Genomic DNA, 16,308 nt, shown 5'->3' with positions numbered 1-16,308 from the left:
GCGTCCGTTCAGATTCGCTGGCAACAGGAGAAGCATCTTTGAACCGTTTTTCGCCCTGGTGTGACACCTCCGAGCACGCTGACAGAAAAGAGCGTCTCGGATCCTGGTCTGCCCCTGCCGATTCCCCCGGCACCGGCCAGTTAAGCCTGAAGGAGGCACTGCGCCACGTGCGCCGCCCCCTGTACCTCGTCGAGCAGAAAGGGACCGTCACCGCCGAGTTGGGCGGCGTCGGCCACTTCGGAACCGGCCTGGAAAACGGTCACACGCTGGCCGGCTTCGCCCCGCCCTGCCTGCCGGAGCACCTGGGCGATCCCAGCTTCTGCCGCGAGATCGGCATCCGCTACCCCTACATCGCAGGCTCCATGGCGAAGGGGATCAGCTCCGCCGCCATCGCCGAGGAACTCGGTCGCGCCGGGATGCTCGGGTTCTTCGGTGCCGCAGGGCTGCCGCTCTCCCAGGTCGAGGCCGCAGCAGACCGCCTGCACGCCTCCCTGGGCGATATTCCCTACGGTTTCAACCTGATCCACTCGCCGCACGAGCCCGACCTCGAGCGCGAGCTTGCCGAACTCTTCATCCGCAAAGGTGTGCGCATCGTCGAGGCCTCGGCCTTCCTGGCGCTTACCCTCCCCCTGGTGCGCTACCGGCTGCACGGCATCAGGCGCGCCCCGGACGGCCGCATCATCACCCCGAACCGGATCATCGCCAAGGTCTCCCGAGAGGAGTTGGCGGCCAAGTTTTTCTCGCCGGCACCGGAAAAATTGCTGCGCCAGCTGGTAGCGAGCGGCTCGCTCACCGCCGAGCAGGCTGAGCTCGCCGCACAGGTGCCGCTGGCCCAGGACGTCACCGCCGAGGCAGACTCCGGCGGCCACACCGACAACCGCCCGGCCATCGCGCTCTTCCCGACCATCCTTTCGCTCGCCAACAAGCTGGAGCGCCAATACGGCTACGACTGCAAGCTGAGGGTCGGCCTGGCTGGCGGCATCTCCACTCCGGCCTCCGCCTCGGCCGCCTTTGCCATGGGCGCCGCATACATCATGACCGGATCGGTGAACCAAGCCTGCGTCGAATCCGGCACCTCCGACCTGGTGCGCACCATGCTCGCCGAAACCCGCCAGGCCGACGTCACCATGGCTCCCGCAGCGGACATGTTCGAGATGGGGGTCACGGTGCAGGTTTTAAAGCGCGGCACCATGTTCCCGATGCGCGCCCAGAAGCTCTACGAGGTCTACCGCGGCTACAGGAGCCTGGACGAGATCCCGGCCGCCGAGCGCGAGAAACTGGAGAAGACCTTCTTCCAGGCATCTTTTGACGACATCTGGCGCGACACCCGCGCCTACTTCCTGAAACGCGATCCCGCGCAGGTCGAGCGCAGCGAGCGGGATCCCAAACACCAGATGGCGCTGGTGTTCCGCTGGTACCTGGGGATGGCTGCACACTGGGCCAAGGACGGCAAGAGCGAGCGCCGCATGGACTACCAGGTCTGGTGCGGCCCTTCCATGGGCGCGTTCAACGAGTGGACCGCCGAGACCTTCCTGGCGGCACCGGAACAGCGCAAGGTGGTCACCGTGGCACTCAACATCCTGCACGGAGCCGCCGGGCTGAACCGCGCCAACTTCCTGCGCAGCCAGGGGATCGCCCTGCCGCAGGAGGCCCTCGACCAGCACCCCCTCGAAATCGCACAGATCAAGGAGTACCTTTGTTGAAAACTGACGAGACGAAAACCGGCACCAGCAACGGCACTCACCTGGCAATCATCGGCATCGGCTGCCTCTTCCCGCAGGCGGAGGACCGGCAGGCCTACTGGACCAACATCATGGAGGGAGTGGATGCCATCACCGAGATCCCGCCGACCCACTGGTCCGTCGACGCCTACTTTAATAAAGACCAGAAGACCCCCGACCACACCTACGGCCACCGTGGCGGCTTCCTCACCCCGGTCGACTTCAACCCGATGGAGTTCAACATCCCGCCCAACATCATGGAGGCGATCGACACCTCGCAGCTTTTGGGACTGGTAGCGGCCGGCCAGGCGCTCAAGGACGCGGGTTACGGGCCGGGGAGCACCTTCGACAAGGCCCGCGCCTCCGTCATTTTGGGCGTAACCGGCACCCTCGAGCTGGTCATCCCCCTGGGCGCGCGCCTTGGGCACCCGATCTGGCGCTCGGCGCTGAAAGACGCCGGCGTCGAGGACGCGGTCGCCGAGGACGTGGTTGAGCGCATCGCCGACTCCTATGTCCCCTGGCAGGAGAACTCCTTCCCCGGCCTTTTGGGGAACGTGGTAGCCGGCCGGATCAGCAAGCAGTACGACCTGGGAGGAACCAACTGCGTCGTGGACGCGGCCTGCGCCAGCTCCTTCAGCGCACTGCACCTGGCCTCCATGGAGCTCGCCTCGGGTAAGGCCGACATCGTGGTGACCGGCGGCATCGACACCTTCAACGACATCTTCATGTACATGTGCTTCAGCAAGACTCCGGCACTCTCCCCGACCGGCAACGCGAAGCCCTTCGACGTCTCCGCGGACGGCACCATCCTCGGTGAAGGTCTGGGGATCGTGGTCCTGAAGCGGCTGGCCGACGCCGAGCGCGACGGCGACAGGATCTACGCGGTAGTCCGCGGGGTCGGCTCCTCCAGCGATGGCAAAGGAGACGCCATCTACGCCCCGAGTGCCTCCGGGCAGAAAAACGCCCTCCTGAACGCCTACCGTAACGCCGAGGTTACCCCGCAGAGCATCGGGCTTCTGGAAGCTCACGGCACCGGCACCAAGGTGGGCGACGCGGTCGAGATAAGTGCGCTGCGCGAGGTGTACGGCGAGGCCGAGCATCCCTGGTGTTGCCTGGGCTCGGTAAAGTCGCAGATCGGCCACACCAAGGCTGCAGCCGGCTCCGCAGGGCTCATCAAGGCCGCCCTGGCGCTGTACCACAAAGTGATTCCGCCAACTATAAAGGTGCAGACCCCGCAAAAAGAGGTGGTTTCTGCCAGTTCCCCCTTCTATCTCGCGACCGAGAAACGTCCCTGGCTGAACCACGCCGAAACCCCGCGCCGCGCGGCGGTGAGCGCCTTCGGCTTCGGCGGATCGAACTTCCACGTGGTCCTCGAGGAATACGGCTCCCGTAGAAGCGCCACCGACTGGGACGGCAACACCCAGATCATCGCCCTCTCCGGTGCCGACGCGGCTGCCCTTGCCGGGAAGCTCGGCGAGATCCCAGCCGAGGCGAACTGGACCGCGTTGCGCACCCTGGCGGCAGCCTCGCGCGCCTCTTTCGACGCCAACGGTGCCTGCCGGCTCACCCTTGTGGTTGAGCGCAAGAAGACCAACCTCGCGTCCCTGGTGAAAAACGCCCAGGCAATGCTCGCGAAAAATCCCCAAGGTTCCTGGCAGACCCCCGACGGCGCCTTTTACGCCTGCGCAGCCGAGGCGGGCCAGCTTGGGGTGCTTTTCCCGGGCCAGGGTTCTCAGTACACCGGGATGCTCAACGATCTGGCCTGCCGGTTCCCGCAGCTGATCGACGCGCTCACCGAGGCCAACGAAGGTTTCCTCGCCGAGCGCGGCGAGCTCCTCTCCGACCTCATCTACCCCGCATCAGCCTTTGACGCAGAGACCAAGAGCGCCCAGGAAGCCGCGCTGCGTGCCACCCAGGCCGCACAGCCCGCGATCGGCGCCACCAGCCTCGGCGCCCTCGAGATCTTGCGCACCTTCGGGCTTGCCCCGGACGCCGTCGCCGGCCACAGCTACGGCGAGTTGACCGCGCTGTGCGCCGCCGGCGTACTCGCGCCGGCCGACCTGCACACCCTTTCCCGGCTGCGCGGACGCCTGATGGGCGACGGCAGCGGCGACAAGGGGAGCATGCTCGCGGTCTCCGCGCCGCTTGCCAAAGTGAGCGAGGTCCTCGAGCAGGAAAAGCTCGACCTGGTTATCGCCAATCGCAACGCCCCGACGCAGTGCGTCCTTTCGGGCAAGAGCACCGAAATCGCCCGCGCCGCTGCCGTCTTCAGCGCGCGCTCCATCACAAACAAGCAGCTTCCGGTAGCCGCCGCTTTCCACAGCAGCCTGGTCGCCGATGCGGCCCAGCCGTTCCTGGCAGCCCTGAAAGAACTTGACTGGCAGCCGGCACATACTGCGGTGTACGCCAACACCAGCGCCGATCTCTACCCCAGCGACGCCGCAAAGGCCAAAGAACTTCTGGCCCACCAACTGGCCAAGCCGGTCGAATTCGTAGCCGAGATCGAGGCGATGTACGCAGCCGGCATCCGCACCTTCGTCGAAGTGGGCCCCGGCAGCCGGTTGACCGGTCTGGTCCAGGCGATCCTGGGCGAGCGGCCGCACCAGGCCCTGGCTCTGGACGCCTCCTCCGGCAAACGCTCCGGCGTCCTCGACCTGGCCCGGACCTTGGCCCAGCTTGCCACCCTCGGCTACCCGGTGCGGTTGGGCGCCTGGGACGGCGACTACCGGCCGGTTCAGCCCTCCGGCAAAAAGCCCGCGCTCACCATCCCGCTAAGCGGCGCCAACTACGTCAAGCCGAAGCCGAAGAAGGCACCGGCTGCACCCAAGCCGATAATGGCAGCGCCAGCTGCAGATGTGGCTCCCCCGGCACCCGCTGTTCAGGCGGCCCAGGTTGCTTCGGTGGCCCCCCAGGCCACTCCTCGCCCGGCACCGGCAGCAAGCGCGCCCCAGTACGTCCAGGCGCCTGTTGCGGCACCGGCTGCCTCCACAACTGCGCTTTCCGAATCGCTGCGCGTCACCCGCGACAGCATGGCGCTCTTGCAGAAGATGCAGGAGGAAACCGCGCAGTTGCACCGCCGGTTCCTCGAGGGCCAGGAGCAAGCCGCGAAGACCTTCCAGACGCTTCTGGAACAGCAGCACCAGTTGCTGATGGGCACCGCTTCCGGTCTCCCCGTTGCAATCCAGCCGGCCGCCGCTATTCCTGCTCAGCCCGTCGCACCGATGGCAACTGCTACCGCTCCGACAGCTTTCACCGCACCGGTTTACGCCCCGGCTGCAAGCACCGTGATACCGACTGCTGCGCCTGTACCGGTTGCCGCCCCCGTTGCAGCTGCGGCGCCTGCACCGGCACGCCCGGTTGCCGCTCCGGCCGCTCCGGCGGCAACTTCCGGCCAGGTCACCGAGACACTGCTCGCTGTAATCAGTGAGAAGACCGGCTATCCGATTGAGATGCTGGAGCTCGACATGGGGATGGATTCCGACCTGGGCATCGACTCCATCAAGCGCGTCGAGATCCTCTCAACTTTGCAGGAACGCCTCCCCGCCTCCCCGGTCATCGGTCCCGAGCACCTGGGCACCCTGCGTACCTTGGGCGAGATTGCTGCGCACCTCTGCGCAGGTGCCGCCACGACCGCAACCGCGTCGGCTGCCGCACCCGTGGCGGCTGTGCAGCCTGCACCCGCGGCCGCAGCCGCGCCTGCGTTCCCCGTTACCGAGACCCTTTTAGCCGTCATCAGCGAAAAGACCGGCTATCCCATCGAGATGCTGGAACTCGACATGGGTATGGATTCCGACCTGGGCATCGACTCCATCAAGCGCGTCGAGATCCTCTCAACTTTGCAGGAGCGCCTCCCCGGCTCCCCGGTCATCGGCCCCGAGCACCTGGGTACCTTGCGCACCCTGGGCGAGATCGCCGCACACCTTTCGGCCGGCGCCGTCGCCGCTGCACCTGCCGCACCTGCTGCGGCGCAGGTGGCAACCGCCAGCGCTGCCGCGCCCACGCTCCCCATCACCGAGACCCTTTTGGCGGTCATCAGCGAGAAGACCGGCTATCCGGTCGAGATGCTGGAGCTCGACATGGGGATGGACTCGGACCTGGGGATCGACTCCATCAAGCGCGTCGAGATCCTTTCCACCCTGCAGGAGCGCCTGCCGGGCTCTCCGGTCATCGGCCCCGAGCACCTGGGGACCCTGCGCACCCTGGGCGACATCGCTGGCCATCTGGCCGCCGGTCTCCCCGTCGCTGCCGCCGTACCGGCCTCGGCTCCGGTTTCTGCTCCGGTTGCCGCTCAGACCGGCAGCGACCTTGATACTGTCACCGCGACGCTCCTCGAAGTGGTGAGTGAGAAGACCGGCTACCCGCAGGAGATGCTCGAGCTCGAGATGGGGATGGATTCCGATCTCGGCATCGATTCCATCAAGCGGGTCGAGATCCTCTCCACGCTCCAGGAGCGGCTCCCCGGTTCCCCGGCGATCGGCCCGGAGCACCTGGGAACCCTGCGCACCTTGGGCGAAATTGCTCGCCACCTGGCAACCGGGTCTGCGCCTCAGGCGGCTGTTGTCGCTCCTGCCGCTGCCACGACGAGTGGTGCAGAAGTGACCGGCGTGCTTCTCGAGGTGGTCAGCGAAAAAACCGGTTACCCAGTCGACATGTTGGAGCTGGAAATGGGGATGGATTCGGATCTCGGGATCGACTCCATCAAGCGGGTCGAGATCCTCTCCACCCTGCAGGAGCGCCTGCCTGGAGCACCGGTCATCGGACCTGAGCACCTGGGGACCTTGCGCACCTTGGGGGACATCGCAGCCTTTTTGACCGCCGCACCGGCAAGCACACCCGAAATCGCCGTAGCGCCGGCGGCAGCACCGGTTACCCCCCCTGTAGCTCCGGCGCCGGTCCAGGCCGAACTCCCGGATCTGGAGCGGAGCGCCGTGGTGCCGGTCCTGCTCGATGAGGAAGCGAACCAGGAGGCGGTGATCCTCGCCAACGACGGGGAGATCTGGGTCACCAACGACGACTCCGCCTTCACCGCCGAGCTCTGCAGCATCCTTTTGGACCACGGCTGCACGGTCCGCAAGATCGACGCGCACAACGTCACACAGATTGTCCCGACCGGGAAGCTCTCCGGCCTGGTGATCTGCGCGCCGGTCACCGGCACCGACGACGAATTCCTGAAAAACGCCTTCCAGCTCTTCAAGAACGCTGCCAAGGCCCTGAACCAGTCTGCCGAGTCCGACGGCGCCGTGTGCGTCACGGCATCCCGCTTGGACGGCACCTTCGGTTTCACCCAAGGAAGCAAGCTGAAGGATCCGCTTTCCGGTGGTCTGGCCGGCCTCGCCAAGACGGCGGCCCGCGAGTGGCCCGCGGTGTGCTGCAAGGCGATCGACCTGGGCGAGTTCCCCAACGCCCCACAAGCTGCCGGCGCGGTTGCCGTGGAGCTGTTCCGCCGCGGACCGGTTGAGGTCGGGCTCCTTCCTGCCGGCCGTTACGCGCTGAATCAGACCGTGCTGCCGGCTGCCCCTGTTGCCGCCACCGCGCCGGTCAAAGAGGGCGAGGTCGTCGTCATTACCGGCGGCGGTCGCGGGGTCACCGCGGAAGCCGCACTGGCACTTGCCGAGGCCTATCGCCCCTACCTGGTCCTTTTAGGCCGCAGCCCGGAACCGGCGGAGGAGCCGCAGTGGCTTTCCGGCCTCGCCGAGGAAGCCGAGATCAAGCGCGCCATCCTGCAAAACGCCCCCGGAAAGCTGCATCCGCGCGAGATAGAGGAGCGCTACCGCGCCATCCTGGCCGCCCGCGAACTGCGCTCCACCTTGTCCAGAATCGCCAAGGCAGGCGCCAAGGCGAGCTACCGGTCGGTCGACATCCGCGACGAAGGCGCCATGGAACTCCTGCTTAACGACGTGCGCCGCAGCCACGGACCGATCCGCGGCATCGTACACGGCGCCGGTGTCCTCGCCGACCGCCTCATCGTGGACAAGACTCCCGAGCAGTTCGAGCAGGTCTACAGCACCAAAGTGGACGGCCTGCGCACCCTGCTCAACGTGACCCACCACGACGACCTGCGCTTCATCGCCCTCTTCTCCTCCAGCACCGGCCGCTACGGTCGCGTGGGGCAGGTCGACTATGCGGTCGCCAACGAGGTCCTGAACAAGCTGGCCCAGGCCGAGGCGCGCCGCCGCGAGAACTGCCGCGCGGTCAGCATCAACTGGGGTCCCTGGGACGGCGGGATGGTCAATGCCGCCCTGAAGAAGGTGTTCGCCGAGGAAGGGATCGGCGTCATCGGCCTGCAGCAAGGGGGTGCCTTCCTGGCCCGCGAGATTGCCGCCGCCGACGCCCCGGTGGAGATCGTCTGCCTCGCTACCCTGGGCACTCCCGACCTGTCCGCTCCGGCACCGACCCCGGCCAAGCAGCAGACCCTCCAGGAGGCCTTCTCGCTCACCCTGAAGATCTCCGACTACCCGTTCCTGCGCTCGCACGTCCTGGACGGCAAGGCGGTGCTCCCCATGGCGGTCATCGTCGAGTGGCTGGCCCACGGCGCGCTGCACGGCAACCCCGGGTTCCGCTTCCACGGTTTCAACGACCTGCGCATCTGCAAAGGGGTCGTCTTCGAAGGAAACAGCAGCATCACCCTGAACGTGATGGCCGGCCGCGCGGTAAAACGCGAGTCGTCCTACCTGGTTCCGGTGGAGCTCTCCAGCCGCGGCGCCAACGACCGGTTCCTTTTGCACGCGAAGGCCGAGATCGTTTTGGCGACCCGCCTCCCGGAGGGGATCCGCTCCATCACCGAGCTCCCCAGCACGCCGTACCTCCCGGAAAACGGGGTGATCTACAACCGCGAGCGCCTGTTCCACGGCCCGGACCTGCACGGCATCGAGCAGGTAGACGGCTGCTCCGCCAAGGGGATCGCCGCGTTCGTCAAAGGGGCACCCGCCCCTGGTTCCTGGATCAAGCAGCCGCTGAGAAGCGCCTGGCTCACCGATCCCTTGGTCATCGACAGCGCCTTCCAGATGATGATCCTCTGGAGCTTCGAGCGCTTCGGCGCCGGTTCCCTCCCCTGCTTCGCCGGCCGTTACCGCCAGTTCCAGGAGGCGTTCCCGCGCGAAGGGGTGCAGGTCGTGATCCGGGTCACCTCGGAGAGCGCCCACGGCGCCGCTGCCGACATGGAGTTTTTGGACCGCAACACCGGCAAACTGGTGGCGCGCCTCGAAGGGTACGAGTGCGTCATCGATCCGTCGCTTAAGCAGGCCTTCCAGCGTAACCAGCTGCCGCGCCCCGTGTCCGTCAACTTGGGGGCAGCCTGATCATGCAGTCCCCATCCGTTGCGATCGTCGGCATCGGCGGGATCTTTCCCGACGCGCCCGAACTCAGTACGTTCTGGGATAACATCAGTAACGCCAGAAGCGCCACCCGGGTAGTTCCTCCGGGACGCTGGCAGCTCCCCGCAGAACAGGCCTTCCATCCGGAGCCGGGCAAGGCGGACCACGTCTACTCCCGGCACGGCTGTTTCATCGACAACCTCCCTTCGGCATCCGAACTTTCCGGGCTGCAGCTGGATCCGGCATTTCTTAAGGGGCTGGACCCGCTCTTCCACCTCCTTTTGCACGCGGGCTCCCGGGCCTTCGGCTCCGCGGTGACGAGCGGCCTGGACCGCTCCCGGGTCGGCGTCATCATCGGCAACCTCGCCCTTCCCAGCGAAAAATCGGCAGAGCTCTCCCGCCTGTTCCTGGGGCGCACCTTCGAGGAAAAACTCCTGGGGCGCGCCCTCCCTGCGGCTGCGGTCGACCCCTTAAACCGTTACGTAGCCGGGCTTCCCGCCGGGATCCTCTCCGCCGCGCTCGGGCTGGGGGGCGGTTGCTGCACCCTGGACGCCGCCTGCGCCTCCTCGCTTTACGCCATCAAGCTCGCCGCCGAGGAACTCCTCTCCGGCCGCGCCGACGCCATGCTGACCGGCGGCGTGTCGCGCCCCGACCCGCTCTACACCCAGATGGGCTTCTCCCAGCTGCGCGCCCTCTCCAAGCGCGGCATCTGCTCGCCGTTCGACGCGGCCGGCGACGGCCTGGTGGTCGGCGAAGGGGCCGGCATCTTCCTCTTGAAGCGGACCGAGGACGCCATCGCCCAAGGCGATCACATCTACGGAATCATCCGGGGGATCGGCCTCTCCAACGACGTGGGAGGAAGCCTTCTCGCTCCGATGTCGGAGGGGCAGCTGCGCGCGATGCGGGCGGCCTACGCGCAGGCAGGGTGGCGCCCCGAAGATGTCGACCTCATCGAGTGCCACGCGACGGGCACCCCGGTGGGCGACGCGACCGAGGTGGCAAGCCTGAAGGAACTCTGGAAAGAGGCCGAGGGTGGCGGAAGCTGCGTCATCGGCTCGGTGAAGTCCAACATCGGGCACCTCCTGACGGCTGCCGGCGGCGCCGCGCTTACCAAGGTGCTCCTCGCCATGGCTCAGGAAAGCCTGCCCCCAACCGCCGGATTCCAGGCGGCACCTGCCGGCTTCGGGCTGGAGCAGAGCCCCTTCCGGGTGTTGCAGAAGACTGAGCCCTGGAAACGCCGCTCCGCGACGGCCCCGCGCCGGGCCGGGGTGAGCGCCTTTGGTTTTGGTGGCATTAACGCCCACCTGTTGATCGAGGAGTGGCTGCCGCAGAGCGCGCCGCAGGAAAGCGCCGCTTCGGAGACCATCGAGATTCGCGAGGATTCTGAGCTCGAGCTGGTGGCCGTGGTCGGCATGGATGCGCGGTTTGGCTCCTGGCAGTCCTTGAGCGCCTTCCAGCGCCGGGTCCTCGGCGGCGACAGCTCCGTTGCGGCATCCAAACCGAAGGACTGGTGGGGCGCGGAAAAAAGCGACTGGTTCGCCGAGGAACAGCTGAAGGGGACGCCGTTTTCCGGTTACTACCTGGACGAGTTCGAACTCCCCCCCACCGCGTTTAGGATCCCGCCGCGCGAGATGGAGGAGATGCTGCCGCAGCAGCTCCTCATGCTGCAGTCGGCTGCTGCTGCCATGGCCGACGCCGGAATGGACCGCTCCGACAACCTGCGAGCCGGCGTTTTCATCGGCATCGCCCTGGACCTCAACTCGACCAACTTCGCCTTCCGCTGGTCGATCGCCGAAAAGGCAAAAGTTTGGGCCAAGGAGCTGGGGCTTACTCTCGACGAGCAGGGTTTTGCCCGGTGGGTGGACCAGTTGCGCGAGCAAAGCGGTCCGGCCCTTACCGCGAACCGCACCATGGGTGCCTTGGGGAGCGTGGTTGCGAGCCGGGTGGCCCGCGAATTCAAGGTGGGCGGCCCCAGTTTCACCGTTTCCAGCGAAGAAAGCTCGGGGCTTCGTGCCCTGGAGATCGCGGTGCGCCAGCTGCAGGCCGGAGAGATCGACCGCGCCCTGACCGGTGCCGTTGACCTTGCGGGTGACCTGCGCGCTGCACTCGGCCACCACCTCGGGCGCCCCTACTCGCCCAGCGGTGCCGCAACGCCGTTCGACGATCGCGCCGACGGCAGCACCGTCGGTGAAGGTGCGGCCTGCCTGGTATTGAAACGGCTCAGCGACGCCCAACGTGACGGCGACCGGATCTACGCGGTCATCAAGGGGATCGGCTCGACCAGCGGCAACGCGATGCTCCCGGGAGCGGAAGCCTACGGTGAAGCGCTGAAACGTGCTTACCGCGAGGCAGGCGTCCAGCCGGCCCAGGTCGGCTACCTCGAGGCGCACGGCAGCGGCAACGCAGCCGAGGACCGCATGGAAGCGGCAGCTCTGTCGGCATTCTTCGACCAGAGAGGCCAGACCCCGGCCTGCGACGCAGGCAGCGATGATCAGGCGGCTCAACCGGCGATGCAGCGCAGCATTGCAGTCGGGAGCGTGAAATCGGAGATCGGCCACACCGGTGCGGCCTCTGGCCTCGCGGCGTTCGTGCGCGGCTGCCTCGCGCTGTACCAGGAGATCATCCCGGCGCCTCACAAGGCGGTCGCCAGGCCGCTTCCCAAGGTCTCGGGAGACGGCGCGCTTTTCCTCCCCTCCGGGTCGCGTTACTGGCTCAGAAACCGCGCCGAGGGAACCCGCCACGCCGGGGTCTCCGTCTTCGGCGTGGACGGCAGCTGCAGCCATGTGGTGCTGGAAGGATGCGATGCGGCACCCCTCCCCGCGGCTCCGGACCGGGTCGCCCCGCTGGGCCCGCTGAAGGAATGCCTCTTCTGCATCACCGGCTCGGACCAGAAAGAGCTGGAGAAAGGGCTCGCCGAACTGCGCCGCCAGGCAGCAGCCTCTACCGGCGCCGACCTTTACAACCTGGCCGCCAGCTGGCAACAGAGCCGACAGGATGCCCAGCATCCCCTGGCGGTCTCGTTGGTGGCACGCAACCACGAGGAACTCTCCGCCCTCATCTCGCAGGGCGAGCGCCTCTTGAACGCAACCGCAGCCCAGGCCGAAGCGTTGATCCCTCCGGCGCTGCGCGACCGGGTCTTCTTCAGCGCGAACCCGATAGGGGCGTCCGGCAAAATAGGCTTTATTTTCCCGGGATCCGGCAACCACTTCGCCGGCATGGGGATGGAGCTCTCGGCGCGCTGGCCGGAGATTTTCCGCCGCCAGGACGCCGAGAACCTCTACCTGAGGGAACAGTTCCAGCCGGAGCAGTTCTGGAACGGCACTCCGATCGAGTCGGTGCACGAGAACCACCTGGCGGTGATCTTCGGGCAGGTAGCCACCGGTTGCGCCGTCAGCGACCTGGTGCGCAGCTTCGGCATCGCCCCCGGCTCCATCATCGGCTACAGCCTTGGGGAATCGGCAGGCCTCTTCGCCTCGCGGACCTGGCAGGAGCGCGACCTGATGCTGGCCCGCATGCGCGCTTCCTCGCTCTTCACCCACGACCTGGCCGGCGAATGCCGTGCGGCACGCAGGGCCTGGGGCGAGGCGGCCGGCAAGGAGATCAGCTGGAGCATCGGCGTGGTCGACGCTTCGGCACGCGAAGTGCGCCGTGCCCTGAAGAAGACCTCGCGGGTCTATCTCCTCATCGTGAACACCCCGGAGGAGTGCGTGATCGGCGGCGACACCAAGTGGGTGAAGCACCTGGTCGCCATGCTCGACTGCCGGTTCTTCCCGCTGCAGGGTGTAACCACCGTGCACTGCGAGGTGGCGCGCGAGGTGGCGCAGGCCTACCACGACCTGCACCTGTTCACCACGCAGCCTGCCCCCGCCCTCACCTTCTACAGCGGTGCCGCTGGGAGCGCCTACCAGGTGAACCGCCGCAGTGCCGCCGAGTCGATCCTGAACCAGGCGATAGACGGTATCGACTACCCGAAGGTGATCGAGGCGGCATACCAGGAAGGGGTCCGCTATTTCCTCGAGATGGGCCCCGGCGGATCCTGCAGCAGGATGATCGGCCGGATCCTGGCCGGTCGGCCCCATGTGGCGCGTTCTGCGTGCCTCCCCGGCGTGGAACCGGTCTCGGCCATCATGCGCCTGTTGGCCCACCTGGTGACCGAGCGGGTCCCGGTAAACCTCGAGCCGCTCTTTGCAACGGCTCCCCTGACACTCGGGATGAGCAGCACTGCCGGCCAGGGGAACAGCCTCAGGTTCGGCACCGGCGGCGCACCGTTCTCCCCGACGCTTCCTGCCGGCCAAACATCCGGAATGGGCGACATGGTGTCGGCCGAGCCGTCGGACAGAATTGTCACCACCGTAACCGCAACAAGGATGGAAATACCGGTGAATCAAGCACCGACACGACACCCTACGCCGGTACCCGTCACAGCCGGGAAGGCTCCTGCTGCTCCTGCGGCTGTTGCGACCCAAGCAGGTCCTTCCATTGCACCTGCCGCGGTCCAGCTTCAGACAGCAGCTCGGCCAGAGGCAGCTATCGCTCCTACTCAACCCTTACAGCTTCATCCGGCCGCTGGCCTAACCGGTGGCGAAACCACCTCGGCGCCCGGTTCTGCTTCGGCAGGTTCCCTGGCTCCGCTTCTGGCCGAGTTTGCCGCAGCGCAGGAAGCGCGCCTCAAGGCGCACGAGGCCTACCTGAAGGTTGCCGAAAACCTAGCAGATTCGATGGCTCACGCACTAAAGCTGCAGGTTCTGCTTCAGGAGCAGCTTCTGGCGACCGGTGGCCCTGCAGTCCTGGCCGCAGCCGCGAGCGAGCCTGCCGCCGCGGTTGCGAATACTGCTGCCAGCGCGGCCGCCGCAGCGCAGCTTTTCGCCGCACCGACTCCGCCCCAGCCAGCCAAACCGGCGCCGGCGTTTGATCGCGACATGTGCTTCGAGTTCGCCCGCGGTTCGGTCGGCAAGATGCTCGGGCCGGCCTTCGCCGAGGCGGACAGCTTCCCGACCAGGGTGCGCCTCCCCGACGAGCCGCTCATGCTGGTGGACCGGATCATGACCGTGGAGGGCGAGCCGAAGTCGATGACCAGCGGCCGCGTGGTCACCGAGCACGACGTGCTCCCCGGCGCCTGGTACCTGGACGGCGGCCGCATCCCGACCTGCATCGCGGTCGAGGCAGGACAGGCCGACCTCTTCCTCTCCGGGTACCTCGGCATCGACTTCATCACCCGCGGTCTCGCCGTCTATCGGCTTCTTGACGCAGTGGTAACCTTCCACCGGGACCTCCCCGGACCGGGAGAGACCATCCACTACGACATCCGTATCGAGCGCTTCTTCCGCCAGGGCGAGACCTACCTGTTCCGTTTCCACTTCGAGGCGACGGTGAACGGCGAGCCGCTCATGTCGATGCGCAACGGTTGCGCAGGCTTCTTCAGCGCGGAAGAGCTCGCTGCGGGGAAAGGGATCGTGCGCGGGGCGCTCGACCTGAGGCCCCGTAACGGCAAGCGCCCGACGGACTGGACCGACCTGGTGCCGATGTCCCGGGAGCGCTACAGCGCGGCCCAGCTCGACCAGCTGCGCCGGGGAGACCTGGCCGGCTGCTTCGGCGCTGCCTTTGCCGGCATCTCGATCAGTAGGCCTCTCACCATCCCCGGCGGCGCCATGAAGCTGGTGCACCGCGTGGTAGAGCTCGACCCGCAAGGTGGGCGCTACCAGATGGGCTTCATCCAGGCCGAGGCGGATATCCATCCCCAGGACTGGTTCATCACCTGCCACTTCGTCGACGACAAGGTCATGCCGGGCACCCTCATGTACGAGTGCTGCATGCACACCCTGCGCATCCTGCTGTTGCGGATGGGATGGGTGGCGGAGGCACAGGGTGCCACCTGGCAGCCGGTCCCCGGTGTCGCCAGCCAGCTCTGCTGCCGCGGGCAGGTGCTGGAAAGCACCAAGGTGGTGCGCTACGAAGTGACCGTGCGGGAGTTGGGCTACCGCCCCGAGCCCTACGCCATCGTGGACGCGCTGATGTACGCCGACGGCAAGCCGATCGTCGAGATCACCAACATGTCGGCGCGACTCTCGGGCACCAATAAAGAGATGCTGCTTAACCTCTGGAAGAAACAGGGAGCTGTAGCGGCACAGCCCGTTGCCAGCGACCCGGCCAGCCTTTACCAGCACAAACCGGCGCTCTACACCAAGGAGCAGATCCTCGCCTACAGTAACGGCAAACCGTCGGAAGGCTTCGGTGAGCGTTACCGGATTTTCGATAACGAGCGCAAGATCGCCCGCCTCCCCGGCCCGCCGTTCCAGTTCATGGACCGGGTCACGGCGCTCAAGGGTGAGCCGTGGCAGATGGTGGCGGGCGCCATGGCCGAGGCGCAGTACGACATCCCGGTCGACGAGTGGTACTTCGCCGTCGAGCGCCAGCCGCGCATGCCCTTCTCGGTCCTTTTGGAGGCCGCCCTGCAGCCCTGCGGCTGGTTGGCCGCCTATGTCGGCTCGGCGCTGAACAGCCCGACGGACATCTCCTTTAGAAACCTGGGAGGGAACGCGGTCCAGCACCGCCCGGTCACCCCGCAAAGCGGCACCCTGACCGCGACGGCAACCCTCACCAAGGTCGCCACCAGCGGCGGGATGATCATCCAGGAGTTCGATTTCAGCGTGGCCGACCGCCAGGGGATCCTCTACGAGGGCGAGACCATGTTCGGCTTCTTCGCCAAGGAAGCGCTGGCGAACCAAGTAGGCATCCGCGAGGCGGCACCGTACCAGCCCACGGCGGAGGAAGTCGCGAGGAGCGTGAGCCTCCCCTACCCGGTCGAGACTCCCTTCCCGGAGCAGATGCTGCGCATGATCGACCGGATCGACCAGTACGTGCCGGACGGCGGTCCTGCCGGGCTTGGCTATGTGAAGGGGATCAAGGTGGTGAACCCGGAGGAGTGGTTCTTCAAGGCCCATTTCTACGAGGATCCGGTTACCCCGGGATCGCTGGGGCTCGAGTCGTTCCAGCAGCTCATGAAGTTTGCGGCGGTTCAGCGCTGGGGCTGGCAGGAGGGGGACCAGTTCGCCTCCGTGGCGCTTGAGAAGCGTCATCGCTGGCTCTACCGCGGCCAGGTGGTGCCGACCAACAAGGAGGTGACCGTGGTCTGCTGGATCACCGGGGCCGACGACGGGAAGCGTCTTTTGACCGCTGCCGGGTTCCTTTTGGTGGACGGCCGGGCGATTTACCAGATGAACGATTTCACCGTGCAGGTGGTGCGGGGGTAAGGTGGAACCTCTGGCAGCAGCTAG

Annotated in this window: 3 protein-coding genes; all 3 read left to right on the top strand. The window is 66.8% G+C overall.

Translation table 11 applies throughout. The features are described 5' to 3' along the window. The first annotated feature begins 38 nt into the window (after nucleotides 1-38). From GMST_RS11445 to GMST_RS11435, 3 genes are read left to right on the top strand one after another with little or no spacing between them, the layout of a single operon-like run. Nucleotides 39-1,703 carry a PfaD family polyunsaturated fatty acid/polyketide biosynthesis protein gene (locus GMST_RS11445; RefSeq protein WP_246399433.1) on the top strand — a complete coding sequence of 555 codons (1,665 nt, stop codon included), beginning with the start codon at nucleotides 39-41 and terminating at the stop codon, nucleotides 1,701-1,703. Then, complete coding sequence (locus GMST_RS11440) at nucleotides 1,700-9,019, top strand: type I polyketide synthase (protein WP_183354792.1); 7,320 nt, start codon at nucleotides 1,700-1,702, stop codon at nucleotides 9,017-9,019. The genes GMST_RS11445 and GMST_RS11440 overlap by 4 nt, the downstream gene beginning before the upstream one ends. A 2-nt stretch (nucleotides 9,020-9,021) precedes the next feature. Then, nucleotides 9,022-16,284 carry a polyketide synthase gene (locus GMST_RS11435; RefSeq protein WP_246399431.1) on the top strand — a complete coding sequence of 2,421 codons (7,263 nt, stop codon included), beginning with the start codon at nucleotides 9,022-9,024 and terminating at the stop codon, nucleotides 16,282-16,284. Nucleotides 16,285-16,308: the final 24 nt, after the last annotated feature.

Origin of the sequence: Geomonas silvestris (genome assembly GCF_014193515.1) — a bacterium.
Taxonomy (GTDB): Bacteria; Desulfobacterota; Desulfuromonadia; order Geobacterales; family Geobacteraceae; genus Geomonas; species Geomonas silvestris.
The sequence above is the reverse complement of the archived record's forward strand: the minus strand, read 5'-3'. Positions and strand labels throughout refer to the sequence as shown.